The sequence below is a fragment of the Micromonospora sp. NPDC005173 genome (assembly GCF_040608515.1).
Taxonomy (GTDB): domain Bacteria; phylum Actinomycetota; class Actinomycetes; order Mycobacteriales; family Micromonosporaceae; genus Micromonospora.
This window is the reverse complement of the sequence record NZ_JBEXIK010000003.1, coordinates 117,474-139,458: the sequence shown is the minus strand read 5'-3', so window position 1 is coordinate 139,458 and position 21,985 is coordinate 117,474. Positions and strand designations below refer to the sequence as shown.

At 72.6% G+C, this 21,985-nt stretch carries 24 protein-coding genes; 13 read left to right on the top strand and 11 right to left on the bottom strand.

Annotation, left to right across the window (positions count from 1 at the left end; all coding sequences use genetic code 11):
- The first annotated feature begins 26 nt into the window (after nt 1-26).
- The gene (locus tag ABZV00_RS05890) at nt 27-1,175 is read left to right on the top strand and encodes an Mrp/NBP35 family ATP-binding protein (protein WP_109819779.1); all 1,149 of its coding nucleotides are present in this window, start codon (nt 27-29) and stop codon (nt 1,173-1,175) included.
- A gap of 152 nt (nt 1,176-1,327) precedes the next feature.
- Here ABZV00_RS05890 and ABZV00_RS05885 read toward each other — a convergent pair whose 3' ends face one another.
- Nucleotides 1,328-1,750 (bottom strand): preprotein translocase subunit TatB, encoded by a 423-nt coding sequence (locus ABZV00_RS05885; RefSeq protein WP_355602237.1) that lies wholly within the window; start codon nt 1,748-1,750, stop codon nt 1,328-1,330.
- A gap of 76 nt (nt 1,751-1,826) precedes the next feature.
- Nucleotides 1,827-3,083 carry a trypsin-like peptidase domain-containing protein gene (locus ABZV00_RS05880; RefSeq protein ID WP_328426265.1) on the bottom strand — a complete coding sequence of 419 codons (1,257 nt, stop codon included), beginning with the start codon at nt 3,081-3,083 and terminating at the stop codon, nt 1,827-1,829.
- 485 nt (nt 3,084-3,568) lie between these two features.
- On the opposite strand from ABZV00_RS05880, the gene ABZV00_RS05875 reads away from it, so the two are divergent.
- Complete coding sequence (locus tag ABZV00_RS05875) at nt 3,569-4,156, top strand: O-methyltransferase (RefSeq protein WP_328423181.1); 588 nt, start codon at nt 3,569-3,571, stop codon at nt 4,154-4,156.
- Nucleotides 4,157-4,162: 6 nt separating this feature from the next.
- Here ABZV00_RS05875 and ABZV00_RS05870 read toward each other — a convergent pair whose 3' ends face one another.
- Both ABZV00_RS05870 and ABZV00_RS05865 read right to left on the bottom strand, forming a co-directional pair.
- A complete protein-coding gene (locus tag ABZV00_RS05870) occupies nt 4,163-5,638 on the bottom strand; it encodes a leucyl aminopeptidase family protein (protein ID WP_355602234.1) in 1,476 nt (491 codons plus the stop codon).
- Nucleotides 5,639-5,785: 147 nt separating this feature from the next.
- Nucleotides 5,786-5,953: a DUF3117 domain-containing protein gene (locus tag ABZV00_RS05865; protein WP_007455245.1), complete on the bottom strand. Its 168-nt coding sequence runs from the start codon at nt 5,951-5,953 to the stop codon at nt 5,786-5,788.
- 189 nt (nt 5,954-6,142) lie between these two features.
- On the opposite strand from ABZV00_RS05865, the gene ABZV00_RS05860 reads away from it, so the two are divergent.
- Together ABZV00_RS05860 and ABZV00_RS05855 are read left to right on the top strand one after the other, a co-directional pair.
- Complete coding sequence (locus tag ABZV00_RS05860; RefSeq protein ID WP_328423177.1) at nt 6,143-6,961, top strand: PaaX family transcriptional regulator C-terminal domain-containing protein; 819 nt, start codon at nt 6,143-6,145, stop codon at nt 6,959-6,961.
- A gap of 4 nt (nt 6,962-6,965) precedes the next feature.
- On the top strand, nt 6,966-7,757 hold the full coding sequence (locus ABZV00_RS05855; protein ID WP_328423175.1) for an enoyl-CoA hydratase-related protein: 792 nt from the start codon (nt 6,966-6,968) through the stop codon (nt 7,755-7,757).
- An 11-nt stretch (nt 7,758-7,768) separates the two neighbouring features.
- Here the strand turns inward: ABZV00_RS05855 and ABZV00_RS05850 are convergent, their stop codons facing one another.
- Genes ABZV00_RS05850 through ABZV00_RS05835 form a run of 4 tightly spaced genes read right to left on the bottom strand, consistent with a single transcriptional unit; the run spans nt 7,769 to nt 10,166 of the window.
- Nucleotides 7,769-8,392 (bottom strand): hypothetical protein, encoded by a 624-nt coding sequence (locus ABZV00_RS05850; RefSeq protein WP_355602231.1) that lies wholly within the window; start codon nt 8,390-8,392, stop codon nt 7,769-7,771.
- Between the two features lie 13 nt (nt 8,393-8,405).
- On the bottom strand, nt 8,406-8,987 hold the full coding sequence (locus tag ABZV00_RS05845) for a DNA-3-methyladenine glycosylase I (protein ID WP_355602229.1): 582 nt from the start codon (nt 8,985-8,987) through the stop codon (nt 8,406-8,408).
- A 58-nt stretch (nt 8,988-9,045) separates the two neighbouring features.
- The gene (locus ABZV00_RS05840) at nt 9,046-9,543 is read right to left on the bottom strand and encodes an SRPBCC family protein (RefSeq protein ID WP_328423169.1); all 498 of its coding nucleotides are present in this window, start codon (nt 9,541-9,543) and stop codon (nt 9,046-9,048) included.
- The gene (locus tag ABZV00_RS05835; RefSeq protein WP_355602227.1) at nt 9,540-10,166 is read right to left on the bottom strand and encodes a DivIVA domain-containing protein; all 627 of its coding nucleotides are present in this window, start codon (nt 10,164-10,166) and stop codon (nt 9,540-9,542) included. The genes ABZV00_RS05840 and ABZV00_RS05835 overlap by 4 nt, the downstream gene beginning before the upstream one ends.
- A 152-nt stretch (nt 10,167-10,318) precedes the next feature.
- Here ABZV00_RS05835 and folP point away from each other — a divergent pair, with 152 nt between their 5' ends.
- Nucleotides 10,319-11,188: a dihydropteroate synthase gene (gene folP / locus ABZV00_RS05830; RefSeq protein WP_355602225.1), complete on the top strand. Its 870-nt coding sequence runs from the start codon at nt 10,319-10,321 to the stop codon at nt 11,186-11,188.
- A gap of 67 nt (nt 11,189-11,255) precedes the next feature.
- Here folP and ndhC read toward each other — a convergent pair whose 3' ends face one another.
- Nucleotides 11,256-11,633, bottom strand: coding sequence for an NADH-quinone oxidoreductase subunit A (gene ndhC / locus ABZV00_RS05825; protein WP_328423163.1), 378 nt, complete (start codon nt 11,631-11,633; stop codon nt 11,256-11,258).
- 129 nt (nt 11,634-11,762) lie between these two features.
- Between ndhC and ABZV00_RS05820 the strand changes: the two genes are divergently transcribed.
- From ABZV00_RS05820 to ABZV00_RS05810, 3 genes are all read left to right on the top strand, one after another.
- Entirely contained in the window at nt 11,763-13,208 is a 1,446-nt protein-coding gene (locus tag ABZV00_RS05820; protein ID WP_355602223.1) for a hypothetical protein, read from the top strand.
- Between the two features lie 315 nt (nt 13,209-13,523).
- Nucleotides 13,524-15,371, top strand: coding sequence for a 2-oxoacid:acceptor oxidoreductase subunit alpha (locus ABZV00_RS05815; RefSeq protein WP_355602221.1), 1,848 nt, complete (start codon nt 13,524-13,526; stop codon nt 15,369-15,371).
- Nucleotides 15,364-16,398, top strand: a complete 1,035-nt coding sequence (locus ABZV00_RS05810; protein WP_355602219.1) for a 2-oxoacid:ferredoxin oxidoreductase subunit beta — start codon at nt 15,364-15,366, stop codon at nt 16,396-16,398. Before ABZV00_RS05815 ends, ABZV00_RS05810 begins: the two co-directional genes overlap by 8 nt.
- A gap of 69 nt (nt 16,399-16,467) precedes the next feature.
- Here the strand turns inward: ABZV00_RS05810 and ABZV00_RS05805 are convergent, their stop codons facing one another.
- Entirely contained in the window at nt 16,468-17,112 is a 645-nt protein-coding gene (locus ABZV00_RS05805; protein WP_355602218.1) for an NAD(P)H-dependent oxidoreductase, read from the bottom strand.
- An 82-nt stretch (nt 17,113-17,194) separates the two neighbouring features.
- Here ABZV00_RS05805 and ABZV00_RS05800 point away from each other — a divergent pair, with 82 nt between their 5' ends.
- Nucleotides 17,195-17,677 carry a MarR family winged helix-turn-helix transcriptional regulator gene (locus ABZV00_RS05800; RefSeq protein WP_355602216.1) on the top strand — a complete coding sequence of 161 codons (483 nt, stop codon included), beginning with the start codon at nt 17,195-17,197 and terminating at the stop codon, nt 17,675-17,677.
- Between the two features lie 15 nt (nt 17,678-17,692).
- Here ABZV00_RS05800 and ABZV00_RS05795 read toward each other — a convergent pair whose 3' ends face one another.
- A complete protein-coding gene (locus ABZV00_RS05795) occupies nt 17,693-18,706 on the bottom strand; it encodes a potassium channel family protein (RefSeq protein ID WP_355602214.1) in 1,014 nt (337 codons plus the stop codon).
- Nucleotides 18,707-18,874: 168 nt separating this feature from the next.
- Between ABZV00_RS05795 and ABZV00_RS05790 the strand changes: the two genes are divergently transcribed.
- The 4 genes from ABZV00_RS05790 (at nt 18,875) to ABZV00_RS05775 (ending at nt 21,866) form a co-directional block, all read left to right on the top strand.
- Nucleotides 18,875-19,387 (top strand): SigE family RNA polymerase sigma factor, encoded by a 513-nt coding sequence (locus tag ABZV00_RS05790; RefSeq protein WP_355602212.1) that lies wholly within the window; start codon nt 18,875-18,877, stop codon nt 19,385-19,387.
- Nucleotides 19,388-19,400: 13 nt separating this feature from the next.
- A complete protein-coding gene (locus ABZV00_RS05785; protein WP_355602210.1) occupies nt 19,401-20,519 on the top strand; it encodes a hypothetical protein in 1,119 nt (372 codons plus the stop codon).
- Between the two features lie 114 nt (nt 20,520-20,633).
- Nucleotides 20,634-21,131, top strand: a complete 498-nt coding sequence (locus ABZV00_RS05780) for a helix-turn-helix domain-containing protein (protein ID WP_355602208.1) — start codon at nt 20,634-20,636, stop codon at nt 21,129-21,131.
- 135 nt (nt 21,132-21,266) lie between these two features.
- Nucleotides 21,267-21,866, top strand: coding sequence for an ATP-dependent Clp protease proteolytic subunit (locus ABZV00_RS05775; protein ID WP_328423145.1), 600 nt, complete (start codon nt 21,267-21,269; stop codon nt 21,864-21,866).
- The last annotated feature ends 119 nt before the right edge of the window (nt 21,867-21,985 follow it).

Sequence of the window (21,985 nt, the reverse complement as noted above, 5' to 3'; positions counted from 1 at the left end):
ATGCCCCGCGACGTAGCATTGCGGGCATGTCAGCACCTGTCAGCACCGTCGAGGACGCGATCCAGGCCGCCCTGGCCACCGTCAACGACCCGGAGATCCGCCGGCCCATCACCGAGCTGGGCATGGTCCGCTCCGCGACGATCGGTGCCAGTGGCGTCGTACGGGTCGAGCTGCTGCTCACCGTCGCCGGCTGTCCGCTCAAGGACAAGCTGCGTACGGACATCACCGCCGCCGTCGCCGCGGTACCCGGAGTGACCGGTGTGGAGATCGACTTCGGTGTGATGAGCCCGGAGCAGCGGCAGTCGTTGCAGTCGCAGCTACGCGGTGGGGGCGCCAGCGAGGAGCCGGTCATCCCGTTCGCCCAGCCCGGCTCGCGGACCCGCGTGTACGCGGTGGCCAGCGGCAAGGGCGGCGTCGGCAAGTCCAGCGTGACGGTCAACCTGGCTGCGGCGCTGGCCGCCCGCGGGCTCTCCGTGGGCGTGGTCGACGCGGACATCTACGGCCACTCGGTGCCCCGGATGCTCGGCGCGGACGGCCGGCCGACCCGTGTCGAGGACATGATCATGCCGCCGCAGTCGCACGGCGTGAAGGTGATCTCGATCGGCATGTTCACCTCCGGCAACGCCGCCGTGGTGTGGCGCGGCCCGATGCTGCACCGGGCGTTGCAGCAGTTCCTGGCCGACGTCTACTGGGGCGACCTGGACGTGCTCCTGCTCGACCTGCCCCCGGGCACCGGCGACGTGGCCATCTCGCTGGCCCAGTTGCTGCCCAACTCGGAGATCCTGGTGGTCACCACCCCGCAGGCCGCCGCCGCCGAGGTGGCGGAGCGGGCCGGTGCGATCGCTCTGCAGACCCACCAGCGGGTGGTCGGCGTCATCGAGAACATGTCCTGGCTGGAGCTGCCGGACGGCTCCCGGATGGAGATCTTCGGTGCCGGCGGTGGCGCGGCGGTCGCCGAGTCGCTGAGCCGGACCATCGGCGCGCAGGTGCCGCTGCTCGGACAGATCCCGCTGGACACCCGCGTCCGGGAGGCCGGCGACGCCGGCAACCCGATCGTGCTGGCCGAGCCGGAGTCGCCGGCCGCACAGGCACTCGGCACGATCGCCGACCGGCTCGCGCTGCGCCGTGAGTCGCTGCTCGGCAAGCCGCTCGGCCTCAAGCCCGCCGGGCGCTGAGCACCCGATCCACCGTTCGCCCGCCGGCCGCTCGGCCGGCGGGTCCGGTCAGGCGCCGGCCCCGGTCAGGGTGACGGGCCGTTTTACCGGGCCGGTCAGGTGACGGGTCTATTTGCTCGATCGGTCAGGTGACGGCCCGTTTGCCGGGTCGGTCAGGTGGCGTCGTCGTAGCTGGCCCGGGGGGCCGGCGTCGACGGGGTGCCGGTGGCCGTGCTGGACCGGGTCCCCTTCGACCGCGGGTCCGCCGCGTTGGCCACGTCCTTCAGCTCGTCGTGCACGCCGCCGACGTCCGCACGCAGGTTGTCGTAGACGCCCTGCAACGGCTTACGGATCGCCGCCTCGTCCTCCTCGCTGAGGAGGTGCTTGCGGATGAAAGCCTTCGGGTGCAGATCCTCGAGCTGGATGTCGGTGCCCAACTCGCGACTCAGGTCGCCGGTGGCGTTGCGGGCCATGTTGCGCAGGTTACGCACGAGCCGCAGGCCATCGGTGATGACTCCGGGCAGCCGGTCACCGAAGATCAACAGCGCCAGGAGCAGCAGCGCACCGATCTCCCACCAGTTCAGGTTGTCGAGCATTCCGCGGGCCTCCTCTCGGCGTCAGCAGCAAGACTACGCACGCCAGACCGCTTTCGGGCAGGGGGTGACCCGCTGTTCACTTCGCGTCCGCGGCGAGGGTGACCGACGCGTTCTGCCGGTCAGCGCCGCGCCGGAACTCGACGGTGACCACCGAGCCGGGCGCGAACTTGCGGACCAGGGCGATCAGGTCCGTCGGCTCGGTCATCGGCCGGCCGTTGAGCTTCGTGATCACATCGCCGACCTTCAGCCCGGCGCCGGCCGCCGGCCCGGAGGGCTCCACGGCGGCCAGCCGTACGCCGCCGCCGGCACCCGCGCCCGGGCCGCCGACCTGGGCGCCGATCACCGTACGCCGGGCCTTGCCGGTGCCGATGATGTCCTGGGTCACCCGCTTGGCCTGGTTGATCGGGATGGCGAAGGCGAGCCCGATGTTGCCGGCCTCCTGCCCCTCGGCGACCAGCGACTTGATGGTGGAGTTCACCCCGACCACCCGCCCGGCGCCGTCGACCAGTGGGCCACCCGAGTTGCCGTGGTTGACCGCCGCGTCGGTCTGGATCGCCGCGTAGTAACGCACCGGACCGCCCGGCTCCCCGGCCTGCATCGTCCGGTCCAGGGCGCTCACGATGCCGGCGGTGACGGTGTTGGCCAGCGAGAGCGGTGAGCCCATGGCGAGCACCGGGTCGCCGACGGCCAACGCGTCGGAATCGCCGAACTCCACGGGCCGCAGCCCGGTCCGGCTCACCTTGATCACCGCGATGTCCGACTCCGGGTCCTGACCAACGACGGTCGCCGGCGCGGAGCTGCCGTCGTTGAAGATCACGGAGGCCTTGCCGTTGCTGCCGGCCACCACGTGGTCGTTGGTGATCACATGACCTTCCGCGCTGGCGATGAAGCCGGAGCCCTCACTCGTCCCGACGAGGCTGCTCACCCGCACGGTGACCACGCTGGGCAGGACCCGTTCGGCCACCCCGGCCAGCGACTCCGGCTTGCGCTGGGCCAGCGCGGGCGCCTGCGCCGGTTCGCCGCCGAGAACCGTCCCGCCGGCCGCGCCGCGTACGGCGAACGCGTAGCCCAGCGCGCCGCCGAGGGTGCCGGCCAGCAGCGCGGTGATCACCGGGATGAGCAGCAGGTGGCGCAGTGTCGGACGGCCCGGTGCGTCCGGGTCGGTGACCGGCTCCGGCTCGGTGCCGGCCATCACCACCGCGGGCACCACCACCGCGGCCGGAGCCGCCGGGTCCCGCCACGGATCGGCCAGCGCGTCCGACCACCAGGGCGAGGTGCCGGGTGCGCTCGACGGAGTCGTCGGTGCCGGCCAGGTCGTGGGCGGCCCAGCGATCGGTGCGCCCGCCACGGGCGTTGATCCCACCGGCGGGCTCCCGGCCGCCGGTGGGCCACCAGGCGACACCACGGGCGTGCTACCGGCCCCCGGCGCGGTCGGCGGCCCCGCCGGCGGGGTCCCTGCCCCGGGCGGGGTTGCCGGAGCCGGAGTCTCACCGCCCCGGCGCCAGTCCCAGCCGTCGGTCACGTAGGTGCCTCCCAGTCCGTCCCCGGATCCCGCGCCGCGTCGCCCGGCCACGGACCGGCGCGGTCGCAGCTGACGGGATACCGCCTCCAGGATTGCACGGATGCGCGCGGTGGAGTCAGCGGTTGCCCCCGGTGATCGCGAGGGACGGAGGCGCGGCTACGCCCCGCGGCGGTCGCCTCTACGCTCACAGTGCCAACCCGCCCCCGCACCACGCACCGTCCCGGAGGTGCCTCATCGCCACGGTCGCCGGTTCCGGCAGTTCGACGACCCAGGCTCAGCAGTTCGCCGAGTCGTACGTGACCGAGGATCTTGTCCTGCGTACCGCGCGCAGCCTGGCCCACGAGGTGGGCCTCGACGCGGTCACCCCCGGCGCGGGAGCGGCGCTGCGGCTGCTGGCCGCGGCCGGCAACGCCCGGGCGGTGGTGGAGATCGGCACCGGCACGGGGGTGAGCGGGGTCTGGCTGCTGCGCGGCATGCGCGCCGACGGCGTGCTCACCACCATCGACGTGGAGGTGGAGCATCAGCGGATCGCCCGCCGGATCTTCACCGAGGCGGGCTTCGCCGCCGGTCGCACCCGGATCATCACCGGTCGCGCACTGGACGTGCTGCCGCGGCTCGCCGACGGGGCGTACGACCTGGTCTTCGTGGACGCCGAGGCGACCGGCTTCCACGCCTGCGTGGAAGCCGCGCTGCGGCTGCTGCGCCCCGGAGGCGTGCTGGCACTCAACGGCATGCTGGCCGGCGGCCGGATCGGTGACCCGGCCGCCCGGGACGCCGAGACGGTGACGGTCCGCGAGACGATCAAGGCGGTCCGGGAGTCGGAGCACTGGATACCCGCGCTCCTTCCGGTCGGTCACGGGGTGCTCGCGGCGGTGAAGTGCTGACCCCGGTCAGTTGACGTTGGCCAGCCAGCGCAGCAGCGAGCGGACGCCCCAGCCGGTCGCACCGCGGCTGAGCTCGGCGTGGTCGCCATCCGCCCAGGACGGGGCCGACATGTCCAGGTGCAGCCAGCGGTCCCGCAGCTCGCCGGTGAACTCGCGCAGGTAGAGCGCGGCCACCACCGACCCGGCGCCCTGGGCCGGTGCGCTGTACAGGTCGGCGACCTCGCTGCCCAGGTACTCGACGTAGTCGGTGTGCAGCGGCATCCGCCAGGCCGCCTCGCCAGCCGCCTCGACCGCGGCCAGCACGTCGGCTGCCAGCTGGTCGTTCTCGCTGTACAGGGCGGCGGTGCGCTTGCCCAACGCCACCGCGTTGGCCCCGGTGAGGGTGGCCAGGTCGAGCAGCAGGTCCGGCGCGAGCTGGTCCACCGCGTACGCCAGCGCGTCGGCGAGGACCAGCCGGCCCTCGGCGTCGGAGTTGGTCGTCTCGCTGGTCGTCCCGCCGTAGTGCCGGATGACGTCGCCGGGGCGGAACGCCGAACCGCTGACCATGTTCTCGGCCAGCGGGGCCAGCGTGGTGACCCGGACCGGCAGCCGCAGCGCCGCAGCGCCGAGGGTGGCGGCGACGACCGCCGCCGCGCCGGCCATGTCCTTGCGCATCAGCTTCATCGCCGGCACCGGCTTGATCGAGATGCCGCCGGTGTCGAAGGTGATGCCCTTGCCGATCAGCACCACATGGGTACGCGCGTCGGCCGGGTGCCAGTCCAGTTCGACCAGACGCGGGCCGCTGGCGGAGCCGCCGCCCACGGCGAGGATCCCGCCGAAGCCTTCGGCGGCCAGCTCGGCCGGACCACGGACCCGCAGGCGCAGGTCGGGCAGGTCGGCCGCGGCGGAGGCCACCTGGTCGGCGAACCACTCCGGGTTCTTCACCGAGGAGGGTGCGTTGGTCAGATCACGGGCGAGGCGGGTCATCGCGGCGGTGGTCCGGGCCGTGGCGACGGTGGCCTCGTGTGCGGCCGGGTCGGCAAGCAGCACATCGACGCCGCTGAGTGCGGGTGGATCGCCGGCCTCGGTCAGGCGGAACCGGTACGAGGCGAGCAGCAGCCCCTCGGTCAACCCGCGGACCGCGGCCGGAGTCACGTCGACCGGCAGCGCGATAGTGATATGCGTCTCATCTACGGCGGAGCGGGCCAGAGCCGCACCAGCGGCCCGCCAGGCGGCCTCACCGCCGTCGCCGATGCCGATGAGCAACAGCCGGCCGGGGGAACGCCCGGCGCGCAGCTGGGTGTGGACCTCGCCGGCCCGACCGGTCAGTCGGGCGGCCGGCGCCAGCGCGGCGGCCTCCTCGGCGGTGCCGTCCGGGGGTGCCACGGCGGTGGGCACCGGCACGGCCGGGGCATCGCCATCAGCTGCCTGCTCGGCGGGACGGACGGGTAGAACGAGGACGTCGAGCCGGTCGGGCTCGGCGATCGGGCGGATGGCGAGCACGCGGAACCGTACCTCCAGGAAAGTGTCGCGGAGCGGGACCGGACCCGCCTGTCCGCAGCGATGAAGACCCTGAGCCACCGGCGATACCGGTGGCTCAGGGACCGAGGAACGGCCCGGGCGGCATACACCGCCCGGATCACTCCTCACTCAGCCGGCAGCTGCCTTCAACGCGTCACCGAGCGCGTTGGCCTCGTCGGGAGTCATCTCGACGACGAGCCGGCCACCGCCTTCCAGCGGGACCCGCATAACGATGCCCCGACCCTCCTTGGTGACTTCCAGCGGACCGTCGCCCGTCCGCGGCTTCATCGCCGCCATGTTGTCTCCCCTCAGACCTACACCAGGGTCGGTGGGTTGCCCCACAGCCACTTCTCACGACCACCCGCAACAGTCGCGGGGGTGTCGACCAACGATTTTCCCTGATGAACACCGCCGGACCCAAACCGGAGCAGCATTGATGTAACAGCATCTAGCTTATCTTGAGAAGGCCTGTCACAATGTGCGGTCATGCAGGCACGGTCGGCACTCTTCGACCTGTACGGCGACCACCTCCGACCGAGGGGTGGCCGGGCACCGGTCGCCGCCCTGGTCAAGCTGCTGGCGCCGTTGGGAATCGCGCCGCCGGCCGTTCGCACCGCCGTGTCCCGGATGGTGCGTCAGGGCTGGCTCGACCCGCTCCGGTTGGCGTCCGGACCGGGATATTCGATCACACCGAAAGCTGCCCGACGACTGGACGAAGCGGCAGCCCGGATCTACCGGACCGGCCGGGTCAGCTGGGACGGCCGGTTCGATCTGCTCGTGCTGGAGGCGCCGGGCTCCCGGCGGGACCGCCAGCGACTCGCCGCCAACCTCAGCTTCCTCGGCTACGGCACGCTGGACGAGCAGACCTGGGTGGCCACCCGGCCCGCCGAGGACGTCGACCTGCTGCTCGCTGAGGCCGGTGTCCGGTTCGAGCGGTTCACCGCCTCCCACTTCTCCGGCACCCCGGGCGCGATGGGCGTGGTCCGCCGGGCCTGGAACCTGACCGAGATCGGCCGCGCCTACGAGCGGTTCGTCGGCGACCAGCGCCCGCTGCTCGGCGCGGTCACCGTGCGCAGCACCGACGAGGAGGCGTACGCGGCCCGGTTCCGGCTCGTGCACGCGTGGCGTACGTTCCTGTTCCGGGACCCGCAGCTGCCCCCGGCGCTGCTGCCCGAGCGCTGGCCCGGCACCGCCGCGGCCAGCTTCTTCGACCGGCACGCGGCACGCCTGCGTCCGGCCGCAGACCGGTACGTCGAGCAGTGCCTCGACGCCGGTAACCGCATCGTCCGACAGAAGGGTCGTTAGACACGTGACCGAGCCGTTGCTGGTCGACCGGACCGATGCCGTCGTCACCCTCACGCTGAACCGGCCGCACGCCATGAACGCGCTCGACGTGGCGCTCAAGGAGGCCCTGCGGGACGCCCTGGCCGAGCTGGAGACCGACCGGTCCTGCCGGGCGGTCGTGCTGGCCGGCGCGGGCGGGTCGTTCAGCGCCGGCCAGGACCTGCGCGAGCACGTGGCGACCCTGGAGGGCGGGGCGGGTAACCCGCTGGACACCGTGCGGGCGCACTACAACCCGATCGCCGCCCGGCTGGCCAACCTGCCCAAGCCGGTGGTGGCCGCCGTCCGTGGGATGGCCGCCGGGGCGGGCGCTTCGCTGGCCTTCCTCGCCGACATCCGGATCGGCGGCCCGGCCACGAGCTTCCTGATGGCCTTCGCCAAGGTCGGCCTCGCCGCTGACACCGGCGCCTCCTGGACGCTGCCCCGACTGGTCGGGCACGCCAAGGCGGTGGAGCTGCTGATGCTGGCCGAGCCGGTCCGCGCCAAGGAGGCCTGCCAGCTGGGGCTGCTCAACCGGCTGGTGGACGACGACGAGCAGGTGCTGCCGGCCGCGCAGGAACTGGCCGCCCGGCTCGCCGCCGGCCCGACCGTCGCGTACGGGGCGATCAAGCGGCAGCTCTCCATCGCCGACGCCGGCACCCTCGCCGACGCGCTGGCCGCCGAGGCGCAGGCGCAGGCGATCTGCGGCGCCACGACCGACCATCGGGCGGCCACCATCGCCTTCGTCGGTAAGCAGAAACCGGTCTTCGAGGGACGCTGACGGCTGGCCTTCTAGTCGTCCTCTTCCGGGTCCTGGTTGGCCTCCTCGCCCAGCACGAACGCCTGCATGGCCAGCTCATCCCCGGACGGCGAGACGAAGGCAGGCAGCTCACGCGGGCCCAGCTCCTGCACGTACGACCAGAACAGCCGGACCGCCTCGGCCGGCGTGCCGGCCTCGATCGGCAGGTCGAGGCTGACCAGCCAGGTGCGCCGCACCGGGGGCGGGCCGAGCCGGTCGGCCAGCGCCCGGAAGGCCGCCGGGGCCAACGCGGTGACCGGCCCGTCGAGCGTCAGCCGGTCGGCCGGCACCGGCTCGTCGAAGGCCCGCCGGGTGTACGCCACGACGAGCGTCCCGGGCTCGACCGGGGACTGGGGGTCGTCCGGGTCTTCCCGGTGCCGCTGGCCCGGGGCGGTGACCCGGCCGAGCGCCACCAGCCGGAGCGGCGCGTCGGCCAGCACCGCCACCCGGTCACCGAGGCTCGGCCGGCCGACGTCGGTCAACCCGGTCAGCTCCAGCGCGTCGTGGTGCACGAGCCGTTCGGCCTCGTACCGTTCGGCGGGCAGCAGCACGGCCCACGTGCCCGTCCCGTCGGTGTGGCCGGCCTCGCCGGCCCGGTGCGCGGTCTCGGTCGTCATGCCTGCCATCCCATCACGCCGCGAGTGGGAGCGTGACATGGCAGCCGACGACGTGATCGTCGACCATCCCGGTCGCCTGCATGAGCGCGTACGCGGTGGTCGGGCCGACGAACCGGAAGCCGCGCTTCTTGAGCGCCTTGGCCATCGCGGTCGACTCGGGGGTGATCGCCGCGAGCTCGGCGAACGAGGCGGGACGGGCGGGCCGGGCCGGCGGGGCGAAGGACCAGAGCAGCGCGGAGAGCCCGTCGGGCAGCTCCAGCGCGGCGCGGGCGTTGGCGATCGCCGCCTCGATCTTGGCCCGGTTACGGACGATGCCGGCGTCGGCGAGCAGCCGGGTCACGTCGGCGTCGTCGTAGCCGGCGACGGTCGGGATCCGGAACTCGTCGAAGGCCAGCCGGAACGCCGGGCGCTTGCGCAGGATGGTCAGCCAGGACAGACCGGACTGGAACGCCTCCAGAGTCATCCGCTCGTAGAGGGCGTCGTCGCCGCGCAGCGGCCGCCCCCACTCGGTGTCGTGGTAGACGGCGTAGTCGGGGGTGCTCGCCCCCCAGGCGCAGCGGGGCAGCCCGTCGGCGCCGATCACCAGGTCAGTCACCTCGTACACGCTAGGCCATCCGACTGACACGCCATTGCCGCCGGCCGCCGGGCGTGGGTCAGGGCAGTCGGCCCTGCTCGACCAGACGGGCGAACCTCTTCAGCGTCTGGGTGAGGCCGACCTTGGAACCGGGCCAGAGCACCGGCCACGCCAGCTGACCGGCCCGGCCACCCGGAAGGTGGAACCACTCGTGCCAGACCACCTGGGTGCGGTCCCGGTCCATCTGGGTGCAGCGCAGCACGCCCGGGCCGCGCAGCAGTTGGCCACAGTGCACCACGCCGATCTCGTACGGCTCGTCGACCCGGACCACCCGCATCTCGTCGCGCAGCACCGCCGGGCCGACCGTGGTCACCGCCTCGATCCGGCTGCCCTCGCGGCCGTCGCCCTCGACCACCCGCACCCGCGTGAACGGGATCCAGTCGGACTGACGGTCCCAGGCGAGCAGCGCGGCGAAGACCCGCTCCGCCGGGGCTTTGACGATCACCGTGGCGGTCACCTCGCCAGCGCCCGGTTGGGCCGCCTCGCGAAGATCGTCGGCGCCCTCCGGGCCGGTCACGCGCTCTCCGACCGCACCACCGCGCCGTGCTGTCCGTTGCCGTCGGCCGGCTCGCCGACGATCGGCGCCACGCCGTCGGAATCTGCCGGAGAGGAGGTGGCATCGGGCAACGAACCAGTGCCGACCGACCCGACCGCGGCCGTGGTCGGCTCGCCGTTGGCCGGCGCCACGCCGTCGGAGTCCGCGGGGGAAGAGGTGGCGTCGGGCAGCGAACCAGTGCCGGCCGCGCCCGGCCCGGCCACCGCGCCCTCGTCGGTCGCCGCGCCAGCGGACTGCTCACGGGCCTGGCGCAGCGCGTCCGCGTCGGTGGTGCGTCCCTCGCGCAACGCGATGACCTCCGCCTCCAGCACGCCGATCAGCTCGGCCTTGTAGCCGATGTCGTAGGCGGCGCGACGCATCGCCTGATCGACCTGGGCCATCCGGTACCCGCGCAGCGCGGTATCGAAACGGACCGAGCCCACATCGGATTCGCGCAATGGCCGGGTGCCCGGCAGGGGCACGGCCTGCGAATCCGGCTCGGCCGGCGCCAGGCCGGGATCACGGCCGCTGACCAGCACCGTCACGCCGAAAACCACCGCTGCGACGGTCAACGCCACGACCAGGAGGAGCAGAAGCTGACCCATGCACTGATCGTGGCACGGCGACCGGCCGGGAGCGACCCCACCACCCCGATCACGATCGGCGTCGACGCCCGACCGGCATGGCGGTCGGCTGACCGGCTAGCGTCGGACCGGCCGGCGCTAGCGGCGACGGTGCGGATTCTCAGGAGGCGGGCATGGCCGGGGCGCTTCGGCTGGGTGGGCGGACGTTCGCCCCCGGTGAGCTGGTGGTGATGGCGATCGTCAACCGCACGCCGGACTCGTTCTTCGACCGGGGCGCCACCTTCGCCGCCGACAGCGCGCTGCGGGCGGTCGAGCGGGCGGTCGAGGAGGGTGCGGAGATCATCGACATCGGCGGGGTGAAGGCCGGGCCGGGCGCCGAGGTGGACGCCACCGAGGAGATCCGCCGCACGGTCGACACCATCGCCGCCGTGCGGGCCGCCTTCCCGGACGTGGTGATCTCCATCGACACCTGGCGTGCCGAGGTGGCGGTGGAGGCCGTGGCAGCCGGTGCCGACCTGCTCAACGACACCTGGTCGGGTGCCGACCCGGCGCTGGCCCGGGTAGCCGCGCAGACCGGCGCCGGCCTGGTCTGCTCACACGCGGGCGGGCTGGTTCCGCGGACCCGACCGCACCGGGCCGCCTTCGACGATGTGGTCGCCGACGTGGTCGCGACGGTCACCGGGCTCGCCGAGCGTGCGGTGGCGGCGGGGGTACGCCCCGACGGGATCCTCGTCGACCCGGCACATGACTTCGGCAAGAACACGCGGCACTCCCTGGAGATCACCCGCCGGCTGGACGAGCTGTCCGGGACCGGCTGGCCGCTGCTGGTGGCGCTGTCCAACAAGGACTTCATCGGCGAGACGCTGGACCTGCCGGTGGCCGAGCGGCTGGAGGGGACGCTCGCCGCGACCGCCATCTCCGCCTGGCTGGGTGCCCAGGTGTTCCGCGCACACCAGGTCGGGCCCACCCGCCGGGTGCTGGACATGGTGGCCTCGATCCGCGGTGACCGACCGCCCGCGGTGACCCGCCGGGGCCTGGCCTGACCGGTCGTCGCGACAACGGGCCGCGAACGGCCGGCCGGACCGACACGATCGCCGGAGGTCGCGGCGGTCAGGTCCAGCGCAGGATGTTCCTGCGCCAGGCATAGAGGATGCCGAGCGCGAGCACCGCCACGAACACCGCCATCTCCACCACCGTGACCAGGCCGAAGCCTGGCCGGTCGAAGACCACCGCCCAGGGGAAGAGGAACACCGCCTCGACCGCGAACAGGACGTACAGGTAGGCGTAGACGTAGTAGCGGATCTGCATCTGCGCCCAGTCCGCGCCGACCGGGTCGAGCCCGCACTCGTAGCTGGTCCGCTTGCCGACCGGATTGGCCGGACGGGCGGGACGTAACACCCGGTTGGCAGAGAACGCAGTGACGAAGAACAGGACGCTGGCGAGCAGCAAGAGCCCGAGCGTCGCGTACGAGCCCAGGTAACCGGTCACGACGGGAGCCTACCGCCCGCCCCGAACGGCCGTCCCAAACACGTTACGGATTTGTTTCCAGATGGGACTAGTGCACTGGGGCAACTGTGACCGAATACTGGAACCCTCACCCATGTCACCGGAGGACAGATGGCCCGCCTGAACGTACCGCCCGGTGGCCGGGCGGCGGGTCGGCATTCCACGCCCCTGCTGCCGACATCGCTCGCGCTCGGCCTGCTCGCGGCACTCGCCGTGGGGCCGACCTGGGCCGGCGCGGCGGTGCCGGAGGCCAACCCGATCGCGGTGGTGACCGACCCGGCGACGGAACCCGAGCCGGGCCCCGGGACAAGCCCGACGGACGAGCCCACCCCGACCGAGGGACCGGGCGGCGATCCCGTGCCGACCGACCCGGCCCCGGAGACCACCGCGCCGCCGCCGGAGACGACGCCACCGGCCCCGGAGACCACCGCGCCGGACGTGCCACCGCCACCGACCACCACCGCACCCGCGCCGGGCAGCACCACCCGGCCTCCCACGCCCCGGCCGCCGGCGCCCACCGTGCCGCCGGTCCGCCCGTCGGCGCCCGGCCCGGACGCCCCTCAGCCGAACCCGCTCGGCGTGCAGGTCACCACCGAGGACGTCACCGTCACCGGCACGTACTGGAACGCGGCCAGCACGGTCACCACCCTCCGGGTCACGGTGACCAATACAGGCACCGCCGCCCAGCGGATCCGGCTCTCGTACACCCTGCCCGCCGGCCTGACCGATGCCGGGACGAGGGGATGCGCCACCACCGGCGGCGGCGCGTACCGGTGCGGGGCCTGGACGGCCATGGCGGGCGCCCGGTTCAGCAGCCTGCTCCGGCTGCGGGTGGCCGGCAACGCCTGGCGCCAGATGCCGCTCAGCGGGTCCGTGCAGGTCGCCGCGGACGCGCCGGGAGTGGCCGGCGAGGCGACCGACGACCAGGGCTTCGCGGTGCTCTTCCCGCCCGGCCCGCCGGTCTCCGGGATCTCGCTGGCCGCCGACGAGGTAGCCTTCGACATCAGCGGCGCCCCGAGCACCCTCGCGGTCCGGCTGGGCAACACCGGCAGGGCGGACGCCGCAGGCCGGGTCGAGGTGGTCCTGCCGGCAGGGGTGAGCGTGCCGACCCCGCCGGCTGGCTGCGTGACGGTCGACCCGACCCGCACCCGCTGCGACGTCGGCTCGGTACCGGCGGGCAGGACCGTCGAGTTGCTGCTGCCGGTGGAGGCGACGCCGCAGGCCCAGCGGGAAGCGCCGCTGTCCGGTGCGGTGATCGGCCAGCTCGACCCGCGCAGTGGCCCGACCCGACAGGTGCAGATGAGCTTCCGGATCACCGCGGCGGCCGCGCTGGCCACCCCGGTGGTCTCACCCCCCGCGCCGACCGGCTCTCAGGGCGTACTCGGCGGCGGCGGGACCGCCGACGACGGCCCGATGACCTCGGTACGGCGCACTGCGGTCATCCTGATCGCGGTCTCCGCGCTGCTGGTGGTGCTGGCCCTGGCGCTGGCCACCATCTCGCTGCGTCGCCGGCTCACCGACCGGGCGCCCAACCGGCCCACCACCGCCACCGACTGAGCAGCGACACCTGGGCTCGCCGGCCGATCGAGGTCGCCGGCGCGACGTCGACGGTGATCTGGATTACGGCGGGCCGGGCGAAACGTCGCAAAACCGGGTAATTCCCGGCCCGATCCGGTCCCAGTCGGCGGACCTCTGGGGAGGGTCGGGGGTCCGTTCGACGTAGGCTCTCAGGTGAGGAACGACAGCGGACCGGACCAGCCTGGGGCGGTGCGTTGCAGCGTTGCGTCAAGGAGGTTCCGTGGCCGGGCAAGGCGAGGTCACCATCATGTTCAGCCGCCCGCGCGACCGCGCGCAGCGAAGCGAGGTGCAGGCGTGACCAAGCAGATCCGTCAACTCGACCGGGTGGTCATCCGGTTCGCCGGTGACTCCGGCGATGGCATGCAGTTGACCGGCGACCGGTTCACCTCGGAGACGGCACAGCTCGGCAACGACATCTCCACGCTGCCCAACTTCCCCGCCGAGATCCGGGCTCCCGCCGGCACCCTGCCCGGCGTGTCGAGCTTCCAGGTGCACTTCGCCGACTACGACATCCTCACCCCGGGCGACGCGCCCAACGTGCTGGTGGCGATGAACCCCGCGGCGCTCAAGGCCAACCTGGCCGACCTGCCGCGCGGCGCGGACATCATCGTCAACACCGACGAGTTCACCAGGCGCAACCTGGCCAAGGTCGGCTACCAGACCAGCCCGCTCGACGACGAGTCGCTGGCCGGCTACGTCGTGCACCCGGTGGCACTGACCTCGATGACGGTCGGCGCGCTCGCCGCCCACGAGGTGTCCAAGAAGGACGCCGAGCGGTCGAAGAACATGTTCGCCCTCGGCCTGCTCTCCTGGATGTACTCCCGGCCGTACGAGTCGACGCTGCGCTTCCTGGAGCGCAAGTTCGCGGCCCGCCCGGAGTTGGTCGCGGCGAACGTGGCCGCCTTCAAGGCCGGTTGGAACTTCGGCGAGACCACCGAGGACTTCGCGGTCCGCTACGAGGTCAAGCCGGCGAAGATGAAGCCGGGCACCTACCGCAACATCACCGGCAACGCCGCACTCTCGCTGGGTCTGGTCGCTGCCGGAGTCCGCTCCGGGCTGCCGGTCTTCCTCGGCGCGTACCCGATCACGCCGGCCTCGGACATCCTGCACGAGCTGAGCAAGCACAAGCGCTTCGGCGTGCTCACCATGCAGGCGGAGGACGAGATCGCCGCGGTCGGCGCCGCACTGGGCGCGTCGTACGGCGGGTCGCTCGGGGTGACCACCACCAGCGGCCCCGGCGTGGCGCTCAAGAGCGAGACGATCTCCCTCGCGGTGGCGCTGGAGCTGCCGCTGGTGATCGTGGACGTGCAGCGCGCCGGCCCGTCGACCGGCCTGCCGACCAAGACCGAGCAGGCCGACCTCAACATCGCGCTCTACGGCCGGCACGGCGAGGCGCCGATCGCCGTGATCGCGCCCAGATCGCCGTCGGACTGCTTCTTCGCCGCGCTGGAGGCCGCCCGGATCGCGCTGACCTACCGCACCCCGGTGATCCTCCTGTCGGACAACTACGTCGCCAACGGCTCGGAGCCGTGGCTGCTGCCCGACGTCGAGTCGCTCCCCGACCTGCGGGTGGAGTTCGCCACCAAGCCCAACGGCGAGGACGGCACCACCTTCCTGCCGTACCTGCGCGACCCGGAGACCCTGGCCCGGCCGTGGGCGATCCCGGGCACCGCAGGGCTGGAGCACCGGATCGGCGGGCTGGAGAAGGCCGACAAGACCGGGGACATCTCCTACGATCCGGCCAACCACGACTTCATGGTGCGTACGAGGGCAGCCCGGATCGAGACCATCCCGGTGCCGGACATCGAGGTGGAGGACCCGGACGGCGACGCCCGGGTGCTGGTGCTCGGCTGGGGCTCGACGTACGGGCCGATCGGCGCGGCCTGCCGTGGGCTGCGCCAGCGGGGCCTGTCCGTCGCCCAGGCGCACCTGCGGCACCTGGCGCCGATGCCGGCCAACCTCGGCGAGGTGCTGCGCTCCTACGACCGCGTGGTCATTCCGGAGATGAACCTGGGCCAGCTGGCGCACGTCATCCGGGCCCGCTACCTGGTCGACGCGATCAGCTACAACCAGGTCCGGGGCCTGCCGTTCACGTCCGCCGAGCTGGAGACGACGCTGGAAGAGGTGCTGAAGAATGTCTGAGTCCGTCGCGCTCAAGCTCACCGCCAAGGACTTCAAGTCCGACCAGGAAGTGCGCTGGTGCCCCGGCTGCGGCGACTACGCCATCCTGGCGGCGATCCAGCAGTTCATGCCGGAGCTGAACATCCCCCGGGAACGAACTGTCTTCGTCTCCGGGATCGGCTGCTCGTCCCGCTTCCCGTACTACATGAACACGTACGGGATGCACTCGATCCACGGCCGCGCCCCGGCGATCGCCACCGGCCTGTCGGTGTCCCGGCCGGACCTCTCGGTCTGGGTGGTCACCGGTGACGGTGATGCGCTCTCCATCGGCGGCAACCACCTGATCCACGCGCTGCGGCGGAACGTCAACCTCAAGATCCTGCTGTTCAACAACCGGATCTACGGGCTGACCAAGGGGCAGTATTCGCCGACCTCCGAGGTCGGGAAGATCACCAAGTCCACTCCGTCCGGCTCGGCGGACGCCCCGTTCAACCCGCTCTCCCTCGCCCTCGGCGCGGAGGCCAGCTTCGTCGGCCGGACCATCGACTCCGACCGCAAGCATCTGCAGTCGGTGCTGCGGGCCGCCGCCGAGCACGAGGGCTCGGCGTTCGTGGAGATCTACCAGAACTGCAACATCTTCAACGATGGGGCGTTCGACCAGCTCAAGGACCCGTCCACCCGGGACGACTACCTGATTCGCCTGGAGCACGGGCAGCCGATCACCTTCGGCACCGACGGGCGGTTCTGCGTCGTACACCCGCCCGGCGGGTTCGGCCTGGAGGTCCGGGACACCAGCTCGGTCCGCCCGGAGGAAATCGTCGTGCACGACGCGACGGTGGCCGACCCGGCGTACGCCTTCGCGCTGTCCCGGCTGCCCGGCCTGGACCTGCGCAACACCCCGATCGGGGTGTTCCGCAACGTGGACCGGCCGTCCTACGACAGCGTGGTGCAGAGCCAGCTCGCCGCCGCCAAGGCGAAGGTCACCGAGACCCCCGAGCAGCAGCTCGCCGGCCTGCTGGGCAGCGGCGACACCTGGACGATCCTCTGACCCGTACGACCTGACGAGAGAGCGGCCGTCCCCTGGTGGGGGCGGCCGCTCTCGTCGTATCGGCTCTGCTCAGCGCTGGGTGGAGGCCGGCAGCCAGAGGTTGTCGATCTCCTTCTCGGTCGCCGCGAGGCTCGCCTCGTGCAGCGGGATGAGTTCGGCCATCGCCGGGACCGCGGGGGCGAGGGTCAGTTCGGTGGCGATGAAGCGCGGCTCCAGGCCGGTCTGCGACAGGCCGTGCGGGAGCCACGGCTCGGCGTGGTCCCAGCCGTTGCGGGGCGTGCCCTCGCCGTAGCCGCCACCACGGGTGGCGAGCACGACGAACTCTCGCCCGCCGAGCAGCCCCTTCTGGGTCACCGGGTCATAGGCCAACCCGGGCACGATCAGGTGGTCGACCCAGGCCTTCACGCTGCTGGGCGCGCCGTAGTTGTAGAGCGGCAGCCCGAGCAGCACCACGTCGGCCTGCTGCACCTCACGGACCACGCGCTCGCTGAGCTCCCAGGAGTCGCGCTGCGCCGGGGTGTGCTGGTCCGGTGGCGTCATCCGGGCCAGGCCACCCGCCGCGTCCAGGTGCGGCAGCGGCTCGGCGCCCAGGTCCCGGTAGGTCACAGTGCCGTCCGGGTGGGCGGCACGCCAGGTGGCGACGGCGCGGGCGGTGAGCCGCCGGCTGACCGACCAATCGCCTCGGATGCTCGAATCGATATGCAACAGATGCATTATTCCTCCTCCAAGGATCGTCTGTGTAGCACCAACTATTTATAGCAGGCAGATGTTTCATCAGCTCGGTAGACTGGGTCACATGTCCGCCATGCAGCTCGACCCCCAGCACCGCTCGGGCGCGCTGCTGGACCACCTGGCCCGGCGGATGCGACTGCGGTCGGAGTCGGTGCTGGCGCCGCTGGGCCTACGGCCGCGGCATCTGGTCGCGCTCACCGTGCTGCGGGACGGCGGCGGAATCAGCCAACAGGCGCTCGCCAGCACCCTGGAGATGGACAGCACCAACATCGTCGGGCTGCTGAACGATCTGGAGGCGATGCAGCTGATCGAGCGTCGCCGCTCACCCGAGGACCGTCGCCGGCACGTCGTCGAGCTCACGGACGACGGGGCGAAACGCCTCAACGAGGCCGAATGTGCCCTCGTGAGCGCCGAGGACGACGTGTTGGGGGCGCTGGAGCCCGACGATCGGGAGAGGCTCTACCTGCTGCTCCGGCAGGCCACCAGCGGGACGGTCACCTGCGGTGCAGCGATCTACCCGGACGAGTCGGCCGCCGACAACTGCTGACCCCGCCGGGGCGGCTCAGACCGCCGAGGCGGACTGAGGGCGGTCGTCGCGGACGTGCACCAGCATGTCGCCGGTTTCGATCACGGCGCCTGCCCGGTCGGCCAGGGTGACCACCTTGCCCCGGCGGACCAGGGCGATCACCAACGACTCCAGCTCGCGCGGTGAGCGACCCACCTCGTCCCGCTCCGCCGAGCGCATCGCCAGCGCCATTCCCTGACCCGGGGTGAGCAGGTCCTCCACCACGTCGATCAGCGGCGGCGCCGAGGTGGACAGGCCGAGCAGCCGACCGGCGGTGGCCGAGGAGACGATCACGTGGTGCGCGCCGCTCTGCTTGAGCAGCGGGGCGTTCTCCGCCTCCCGGGCCGCCGCGATGATCCGTACCTGCCCGGCGGTGACCTGGCGGACGGTCAGTGCCACCAACACCGAGGCATCGTCACTGTCGGTCGCGATGATCACGGCCTTCGCCGTCCGGACGTGCGCCTCCTCCAGTACGGACGACCGGGTCGCCGAGCCCTCGATGGCGACCAGCCCGGCGGAGGTGGCCTGCCGCAGGGCGGGGCCGCTGCGCTCCACCACCACGATCCTCGACCGGTCCAGACCGTTCTCCACCAGGGCGGAGACCGCGCTGCGGCCCTTGGTGCCGTAGCCGCAGATGATGACGTGGTCCTTCACGGTTCTCCTCCACCGCGACAGGCGACGGCCGGTCCGGTACTGCTCGGTCAGGACTTCCAGGGTGGTGCCGACCAGGATGATCAGGAAAAGCACCCGGGCCGGGGTGACGAAGAGGACGTTGACCAGCCGGGCCGACGGCGCGGCAGGAGTGATGTCACCGTAGCCCGTGGTGGAGAGCGAGACGACCGCGTAATAGAAGCAGTCGAGCAGGGTGAGGCCATCCTCGTTGACGTCGCGGTAGCCGTCCCGGTCCAGGTAGACCGCGGCGACCACTGAGAAGACCAGACCCAGGGCGGCGGCCAGTCGGAGGCTCAGCGCACTCAGCGGGCCCCGGCGCTGCGCGGGAAAATGGATCACCGTCGAACCTGCTCCACCACCGTCGCCTGCACGCCCACAACATAGCGGTTACGGCGCGGTCCGCACCCCCGGGTCGCCGACCGGGCAACCGACCACGGCGCCGGACCCGACTACCAGCCGACAGCGACGAACCGGTCGAGGCCGGCAGACGGAGGGGGCACGACCCTCGTGACGAGAAGCGGCGAACGCGGCGGCGGGGCCGACGACGAGTACACCGAGTACGTCCGGGCCCGGATGGTCCAGTGGCGACGGACCGCGTACCTGATGAGCGGGGACTGGGACCGGGGCGACGACATCCTGCAACGGGTCCTCACCGACCTGTATCGCACCTGGGCGCGAGCCCGCCGCGCCGACCACCTGGACGCTCTGGTGCGCACCATGCTGCTACGGCGGCTGATCGACGAGCGACGCCTGCGCTGGTCCCGGGTACGGCTCGGGGCCGCGTTGCCCGAACGGCCGACCGCCGCCGCCGACCCCACGGACCGGATCACCCTTGTCGGGGCGCTGCGCCGGGTCCCGCCCCGGCAGCGCGCCGTGCTGGTGCTGCGGTACTTCCAGGACCTCAGCGTCGAGGAGACAGCGCAGGCCATGGGCTGTTCGGCCGGCACCGTGAAGAGCCAGGCCGCCAAGGGTCTGGCCACCCTGCGCGCCCTGCTCACCCCCAGCCTCACCGGAAACTGAGAGGAGCGACGAGATGCTGGACGAACGCCAGATGGCCGACCTGATGCTCGCCGAGGTCGAATCGGCGGAAACACCCTCCCGGGTGCTCGACGTGGAAGGGGCGATGAGCACCGCGCGCCGTCAGCGTCGCGCGGCCCGCGGCACCGGCGCGGTGCTGCTCGCGGCGGCGCTGACCGTGGGCACGCTGACCGTGCCCGACCTGCTGACCCCGGACCGCCCGCCGGCCACGATGTCGCCCGGCGACGCGGGGAAGGAGAGAGCGACCGGCCTGCCGGCCGCGTTGACCACGGTCGACCCCGGGCGGGTGTACGTGCGGTTCGGCTGGCTGCCGGACGGGATCCGCGACCTCCAGTACCAGGCCGGGCTGCTGCTCGCCGGACCCGGCGTGTACCTCGGCGCGACCAGCAGCCAAAACGGCGACGCGTGGCAGGGCGTCTCCGTCACGCTCTACCCGGCGGGGGTGGAGCCGCCGGCGCCGCAACGGGACAGCGGGGAGCCGGCCACCGCGATCGGCACCAGCGACGGACCCGAGTTGAACGGCGCGGCCAGCAGCTTCGTCGCGTACAGCGGCGCGGAGCGGCCGGAGGCAATCCTGCGCTGGCGGTACGCCCCGGACGGCTGGGCACAGGCCCGGGTGGTCGGGGCCGGACCGGACGCGCGGGGCGCCGCCGCGCGGGTGGCTGAGTCGCTGCGGTTCGGCAACGACCCAGTCCCGATGCCGGCGACGGTGGCGGGCGTACCGGCCAACCTGCGGGTGATCACTGTCGAGGTGTTCGAGTCGCTGGAAGAACCTGCGTCCTGGTACGCCTCGACCACCTGGTCGCCGGAGCCAGCCACCGCCGAGCCCAGCTGGCAGCGGGCTCGCACGTTGACTGTAAGCGCCTCCCGATACCGCCACGTCACCGATCCCGCTGACAAGGCGTTCGTAAACCCGAACACCACGTTCGACGGGCATCCGGCGCGGTTCGGCGGGCAGGACGGCGACGAGTCGCTGACGGTCTACGACGTGAACGGGGCGACCGTGACGATCGACGACCGCGCGCTGCTGCCCAGCGGCGGCACCCGGGCTCTGTTCCGCGCGGTCACGCTGGTGCCGGAGCCGGCGGCCTGGCACACCCACCTGCGCCGATGAGGCCCCGGGCCCGCGCCAAAGTGGCGGCGCGGGCCCGCACGGGTCGGCCCGGACGGCCGGGAACGGGCATGATGGGGGTGTTCCCCGCACGACGACCGCGAAAGCGAGGCCCGCATGTCATTGCTGCGACGAGTGATCGGCGGGGTGCTGCGCCGGCTCCGCCAGCGCCAGGGCCGCACGCTCCGCCAGGTGGCCGCAGCGGCCGGGGTCTCCGTGCCCTACCTCTCCGAGGTCGAGCGGGGCCGCAAGGAAGCCTCGTCGGAGGTGCTTGCCGCGATCTGCCGGGCGCTCGGCATCCGCCTCTCCGACCTGCTCGAGGAAGCCCGCGACGACCTGCGCCAGGTCGAGCCGCGCATCCCGACCGCGCCACGGGCCGTGTTGACCCGGCTGGAACGGGTCGAGGTGGCCCGACGCGACGCCGGCAACCACACCCTGCGAGTCGGCCCACGCACCGCCGGGCCGATTCTGCACCGGGCACCGGGGGCGGCCGGGCCGACACTGTGCGTCCGCCCGATGGCCTCCGCCGGTGGCTCGCGCCCCGGTCCGCGTACCGCCGCCCTGCTGGGCTGCGCGCGGGCCAGGGCGGGCGCGCGGCGGCTGACCGCCGCGTAGGCCGCGCCGGTTCTGCCATCGGCGGATCTGCCACTGGCAGAATCCCTGGTCCCGCCACCGCCGCCGCACGCACGCTGGAAGAGCCGGTCCACCGGGCGGTCCGCCGCCCGCCGGCACGGCGGAAGGCGGCGGCGAATGATCGGGTACGGCGTGCGAATGCTGGACGGCGGGCAGCCGTCCTTCGGTGACCAGGTCTTCGAGCGGCTGCTGCGCGAGCGGATCGTCTTCCTCGGCACCGAGGTGACCGAGGAATCGGCCAACCAGATCTGTGCGCAGATCCTGCTGCTCGCCGCCGAGGACGCCGATCGGGACATCTACCTCTACATCAACTCGCCGGGCGGCTCGGTGAGCGCGGGGATGGCGGTCTACGACACGATGCGCTACGTCCGCAACGACGTGGCCACGCTGGCGCTGGGGTTCGCCGGCTCGATGGGGCAGTTCCTGCTCTGCGCCGGCACGGCCGGCAAGCGGTACGCGCTGCCACACTCGCGGATCATGATGCACCAGCCCTCCGGCGGAATGGGCGGCACCGCCTCGGACATCACCATCCAGGCCGAGAACATGCTGCACGTAAAGCGGACCATGCAGGAGCTGATTGCCCAGCACAGTGGACGGACGCTGGACGAGATCCAGCGGGACTGGGACCGGGACCGCTGGTTCACCGCCGAGCAGGCCCGCGAGTACGGCCTGATCGACCAGGTGCTCACCCGAGCCGAGCAGCTACCGGCGGTCTGACCCGCGGTGGCGGCCGGCGATGGTCCCGCCGGCCGCCACCGCGGCACGACGCACGACGTCCTCCGACGAGTCCAACGGTGACCCGTGCCGACGCCGGACGCGGCCCCCTCGATCCGCGT

What these genes read in the sequence shown, in the direction of transcription:
- ABZV00_RS05890 (WP_109819779.1), top strand. Translation starts at nt 27, where the DNA reads ATGTCAGCACCTGTCAGCACCGTCGAGGACGCGATCCAGGCCGCCCTG.
- ABZV00_RS05885 (WP_355602237.1), bottom strand. Translation starts at nt 1,750, where the DNA reads ATGCTCGACAACCTGAACTGGTGGGAGATCGGTGCGCTGCTGCTCCTG.
- ABZV00_RS05865 (WP_007455245.1), bottom strand. Translation starts at nt 5,953, where the DNA reads ATGGCGGCGATGAAGCCGCGGACGGGCGACGGTCCGCTGGAAGTCACC.
- ABZV00_RS05860 (WP_328423177.1), top strand. Translation starts at nt 6,143, where the DNA reads ATGCAGGCACGGTCGGCACTCTTCGACCTGTACGGCGACCACCTCCGA.
- ABZV00_RS05850 (WP_355602231.1), bottom strand. Translation starts at nt 8,392, where the DNA reads ATGACGACCGAGACCGCGCACCGGGCCGGCGAGGCCGGCCACACCGAC.
- ABZV00_RS05835 (WP_355602227.1), bottom strand. Translation starts at nt 10,166, where the DNA reads ATGGGTCAGCTTCTGCTCCTCCTGGTCGTGGCGTTGACCGTCGCAGCG.
- folP (WP_355602225.1), top strand. Translation starts at nt 10,319, where the DNA reads ATGGCCGGGGCGCTTCGGCTGGGTGGGCGGACGTTCGCCCCCGGTGAG.
- ABZV00_RS05820 (WP_355602223.1), top strand. Translation starts at nt 11,763, where the DNA reads ATGGCCCGCCTGAACGTACCGCCCGGTGGCCGGGCGGCGGGTCGGCAT.
- ABZV00_RS05810 (WP_355602219.1), top strand. Translation starts at nt 15,364, where the DNA reads ATGTCTGAGTCCGTCGCGCTCAAGCTCACCGCCAAGGACTTCAAGTCC.
- ABZV00_RS05805 (WP_355602218.1), bottom strand. Translation starts at nt 17,112, where the DNA reads ATGCATCTGTTGCATATCGATTCGAGCATCCGAGGCGATTGGTCGGTC.
- ABZV00_RS05800 (WP_355602216.1), top strand. Translation starts at nt 17,195, where the DNA reads ATGTCCGCCATGCAGCTCGACCCCCAGCACCGCTCGGGCGCGCTGCTG.
- ABZV00_RS05785 (WP_355602210.1), top strand. Translation starts at nt 19,401, where the DNA reads ATGCTGGACGAACGCCAGATGGCCGACCTGATGCTCGCCGAGGTCGAA.
- ABZV00_RS05780 (WP_355602208.1), top strand. Translation starts at nt 20,634, where the DNA reads ATGTCATTGCTGCGACGAGTGATCGGCGGGGTGCTGCGCCGGCTCCGC.
- ABZV00_RS05775 (WP_328423145.1), top strand. Translation starts at nt 21,267, where the DNA reads ATGATCGGGTACGGCGTGCGAATGCTGGACGGCGGGCAGCCGTCCTTC.